The 4,307-nt window shown below is 58.3% G+C and carries 6 protein-coding genes; 2 read left to right on the forward strand and 4 right to left on the reverse strand.

What is annotated here, in order from left to right; genetic code table 11:
- Nucleotides 1-101 precede the first annotated feature (101 nt).
- Entirely contained in the window at nucleotides 102-962 is an 861-nt protein-coding gene (locus AC1VAN_RS13240; protein WP_480985959.1) for a DNA cytosine methyltransferase, read from the forward strand.
- Between the two features lie 35 nt (nucleotides 963-997).
- Here AC1VAN_RS13240 and AC1VAN_RS13245 read toward each other — a convergent pair whose 3' ends face one another.
- From AC1VAN_RS13245 to AC1VAN_RS13255, 3 genes are all read right to left on the reverse strand, one after another.
- Nucleotides 998-2,188: a tyrosine-type recombinase/integrase gene (locus AC1VAN_RS13245; RefSeq protein ID WP_442251182.1), complete on the reverse strand. Its 1,191-nt coding sequence runs from the start codon at nucleotides 2,186-2,188 to the stop codon at nucleotides 998-1,000.
- 223 nt (nucleotides 2,189-2,411) lie between these two features.
- Nucleotides 2,412-2,633 carry a helix-turn-helix transcriptional regulator gene (locus AC1VAN_RS13250; protein ID WP_480985957.1) on the reverse strand — a complete coding sequence of 74 codons (222 nt, stop codon included), beginning with the start codon at nucleotides 2,631-2,633 and terminating at the stop codon, nucleotides 2,412-2,414.
- Between the two features lie 69 nt (nucleotides 2,634-2,702).
- Nucleotides 2,703-3,239, reverse strand: coding sequence for a DNA methyltransferase (locus AC1VAN_RS13255; protein ID WP_081794562.1), 537 nt, complete (start codon nucleotides 3,237-3,239; stop codon nucleotides 2,703-2,705).
- 32 nt (nucleotides 3,240-3,271) lie between these two features.
- Between AC1VAN_RS13255 and AC1VAN_RS13260 the strand changes: the two genes are divergently transcribed.
- On the forward strand, nucleotides 3,272-3,688 hold the full coding sequence (locus tag AC1VAN_RS13260) for a hypothetical protein (RefSeq protein ID WP_032976245.1): 417 nt from the start codon (nucleotides 3,272-3,274) through the stop codon (nucleotides 3,686-3,688).
- A 129-nt stretch (nucleotides 3,689-3,817) separates the two neighbouring features.
- On the opposite strand, the gene AC1VAN_RS13265 is transcribed toward AC1VAN_RS13260, so the two are convergent.
- On the reverse strand, nucleotides 3,818-4,307 hold a 490-nt coding region (locus AC1VAN_RS13265), incomplete at its 5' end, for a hypothetical protein (RefSeq protein WP_480985958.1).

Raw genomic sequence — 4,307 nt, forward strand, 5'->3', positions numbered from 1 at the left:
TCTCTGCTCTGGACGCCAATGGCCTTCTTCATGCTGCGGGGCTTAAGTACGGGGAGCTGGATGGGATCATTGGTGGGCCGCCTTGCCAAGGTTTTAGTGTTATCGGCAAGCGAGATTCCGGCGACAGTAGAAACAATCTCTTCGGCCATTTCGTTAGGCTCGTAATCGGAGCCCGCCCACGTTTTTTTGTTGCGGAGAATGTTGTTGGAATCCTGCACGATAGAAATAGGCAGGTTCTGGACGGCATGCTCGCACCGCTGCATGAAGATTACGAGTTGCACGAGCCTATTATGATTAGGGCGTCGGATATTGGTGCGCCCACGTCGCGTACGCGTGTATTTTTTGTTGGAGTGTTGCGCGCAAGTGGTCTCAATGTTCACGCGCTGGGAACTGATGCGTTTGGCAGCCACATAGGGATAAATACGGTGAGGCACGCATTGCGCGGACTTCCAGCCACGGTTGAAGAAGATTGGAAGGCCAATATCTCTGGCCGCGCTCGACTTCATGCTGTCGCCAATTCTCTCTACCAAGAAAAACTGAGGGGGGATCGCCCTGTTGGAATAGGTTGTCCCGAATCCTTACGGCTCTTGGATAAGGGTATTGTTCTAAATCATCAGGGAACGGTTCATAGTGCTGAGCTGCGCATGAGGTATGACAGCTTGGGGCCTGGTGAGCAAGACTATAAGACGAAGTCTGTACGGCTTCGGCCGGATGGTTTCTGTCCGACATTACGTGCTGGGACGGGGGCGGATCGCGGCTCTTTTCAGGCTGTACGGCCAATTCATCCTAGAATGCCGCGCGTGATCACTCCCCGCGAAGCTGCTCGTTTGCAGAGTTTTCCGGATTGGTTTCATTTTGACAGGACTAAGTGGCAGGCGTTTAGGCAAATTGGAAATAGTGTTCCTCCCGTTCTCGCTGAAGTGGTCTTTAATAGGATTAGAAAGAGCGTTCTCAAGACGTGAATATTCGGCGAGTTCTGAAGGCTGTGCGCCACTTGCTAATCCGGTGCATTCGTCCACAATTGTCCACAGAAGGATGCCCAAGTCGCCATCAGATGGCGCCTCTTCTCTAGCATGGTTCCTCTCTTGTACGCAGCTTTCGCCTTGTCCCGAATCCGGTGAGCTAGGGCAGCCTCGGACAGATCGTCAGCGAAATCGGTGGTCTCGCTTGCCCAGTCCTTGAAGGTCGACCTAAAGCCGTGAACCGTGACATGGCCATACCCCATGCGCTTAAGCAGTGCCAGCATCGCGTTTTCGCTGAGCGGCTGGTTGCTGAGGTCGTTGGGGAACAATAAGTTGCGCCCCATGCGTGGCCTTGCAAGCGCAATCGCAGCCGCCGGGAGCGGAATCGTGTGTTCGGTCTTCGCCTTCATCCTGTCACCAGGGACAGTCCAGGTCGCGGCCGCCAGATCTATCTCTCCGGGAACAGCGCCCAAGGTCATTCCCGTGCGAGCGGCCGTGAGGATCGTGAATTCCAATGCGCGCGCAGCCTCGCCATGACGGCATCGCAATGCAGCCATGAACTCGGGTAGTTTTGTGTAGGGTAGGGCAGCGAAGTTCTCCACCTTGGTCACCGCAGTGGGTTTCGGCAAGATCACGGCCAAGTGCCCGCGCCATCGCGCTGGGTTCTCCCCACTGCGCTTCTTCTGCACGGTCATGGCATCAAGCACTGCCTCCAAGCGTTGCCGGACCCGGCTGGCAGTCTCCGTTTTGGTGGTCCAGATTGGCCGAAGCACGGCCAAGACATGCTCGGTCTCAATTCGATCCACCCGCAGATCTCCCAGCACCGGCTTTGCATACGTCTCTAGCGTGCTGGTCCACTGGCCCGCGTGCTTCGGGTTGGTCCATCCTGCTTCGCGCTCTGCGATATATGCCATGGCGGCCTCCCAGAATGTTGGGATGCTGGCAGTGGCGACAGCCGCCGCTCGCCTACCCGCGAGTGGATCCTGACCTGCCTGTACCATCTTCCTCGCGGCTGCTGCCGCCTCCCGCGCCTCGGCCAAGCCGATCACGTGCAGCGGGCCTAAGCCCATTTCCGGGCGCTTCCCCTCAAATCGATACCTGAACACCCAGCTCTTGGCACCGGACGCGGTCACCTGCAGATATAGACCGCCACCGTCAGCGTGGTAGCCCAGATCGGTGACCGTGGCCACCCGTCTCGCCGTCAGGCGATTGATCTTCAATCCCATTTCCTACCCATCCATGTACCCACCCAGCAGGCGCGACTTCCCGCGAAAGCCTGCGAACGAACCCGGATGGTGAAACCTAGCTGGCGCAAGGGCTGAGACTGGTTTCACGAAGGTGCACGGAAGCTAGGGAACGCCCTAAATTCAGACACTCTCTCCGCCAGTTTTTTCAAAAAGCCCCTGGAAATAGGGGCTTTTCGTTGTCTACGCCGCTCGCCCCATGCTTTCACCCACATTCTGTGGATTCGCCGGCGACAAAGCGGTCGATGTGCTTTTTCCACCATACGTGACGCGCTCCGATCTTATATGAGTGCGGGAACGAGCCTTCCTTCATGCGGCGATAGATCCACGACTGGCCGAGGCTGGTGCRGATGGCAACAACCTCGATCGGCTGCAGGTCCGCGTGCAGTTCCGCGACGGTTATTTCGCGCGTGTTCTTCGGCGGCATGATGTCCTCCTCCAATTCGTGGCCAACGCAGCGCGCAGCTGCTCGGTGGCGGTGTTCATGCGTTTGCTCCTAACGGCAATCCAGGTTGCGCAACGCTGTCGCTTGCCTCAGCGATCCCGGCATAGTCCGGGTCCAACTCAGTACCGGTGAACTGGAAGCCTCGAGTACTGCGGCCTTGCCAGTGCTGCCGCTGCCGATGAACGGGTCCAGCACCACGCCGCCGGTTGGAGTGACCAGCCGGCACAGGTAGCGCGTGAGATCGGTCGGCTTCAGGGTAGGGGGGTGTTCCCCTTTTGGGGCGACCTGATCACCCTCATCGCGGCGGGTCATTTGCTGCCCACTGGTGCTGGACACCATGCCTGCGGGCGACTTCTTGCACGCGTCCAGGCCGGCACCGCGATCTGCGTTGGTTGCCCTAGCGCAATAGAAGAAGCGGGCTGCGCTGCCCTCGTCGATGTGCAGTTGACCTGGCCGCATCTTGAAGTCGACGGTACCTGGATTTTGGGTACCCGCGCTGGGCTCCTCCTCTGCGCATGCGGCCGTAGATGCCAGCGCTTTTCTTGCTCGGCGCGCTGTAGCTGATCGGCGCCTGCTGTCCCACCGCATCCGGTAGACTCGAAGGCCTACAGGGAGGCCATATGAAGAAGGTTGCTGTTTTGGGATTCGTTGCAGCGCTCGCCGCAGGGTGCTCCTCGACACCAGTCACCCCCGGAACCGCCAAAGCTGTGTCAGCCAGTAGGGTGTACGACGCCAGCTACTTTAATCGCAGTGCCGAACGGTCGGCCACAATCAAAGTGACCCGTGACAAAGGATTTGCAGGTGGTGGTTGCTCGTTCGACATCCTGATTGATGATCAGAAGGTCGTTGCGTTGAAGCCAAGCGAATCGGCCAGCATGCACGTGGTGCCCGGCTCGTATTTCCTGAAGCTTGAGGCCGGCGGCGGTCTCTGTCAGAACGTCTCAACGTTCCAGAATGTGACTATCGCTGCTGGCGACGAGCTGGTCTACCGAATTCTCTGGCCTGCTGGCGGTCGCCCGACGATGGAGCGGAAGTAGATCCCGCTCGATAGTCGCGTCACAAAGGTCTAGCCGACGCGTTCCAAGCGCTGGAGCAAGTAGGCCGCCAAGAATGCAAAAACGCCCCGAAAGGGGCGTTTGCATTTGTGCTGCAACGAGAAAGTGTCGTCAGAAAGCAGGCTCGATCACCGGCGGTGATTCCACTGCAGGGAAAGTTAGCCGGTACTTCCGCGTTGTATCGGCATCTACAAAGATCTCGGTCGAACGGCGTCTGGCCAGCGCGGATTTGGTGGCATTGAATGAACACAGGCCGGGGCCGTCAATTCCGGTTACCGTCAGCAAGTGCCGGCCTGGCTTCAATGCGAAGGTGACTGATTCGGCTGTGTTGAGATGGGCGGCCATCTGCTCATCGACCATAACGCCTATTGCACACTTGCTACCAACAGCGCCGATGTCGCGGGTTACCACCACATTCCCGGTGGAAGCGCCTTGGTCGGGGAGTGCAAATACCCGATCTGCAGGTGCCGGCTTGACTATTGCTGCGTCGGGTTGTTTGGTGGGCATAAAACAACCTGCGGCCAGCAACGGAACAGCGATCATCGCCGCTCGCATTGTGAGCTTTGCAGCTATGGAATGCATATTCTTCCCCCGAGAAAAT

Source organism: Stenotrophomonas sp. 05L44_2 (assembly GCF_056665995.1).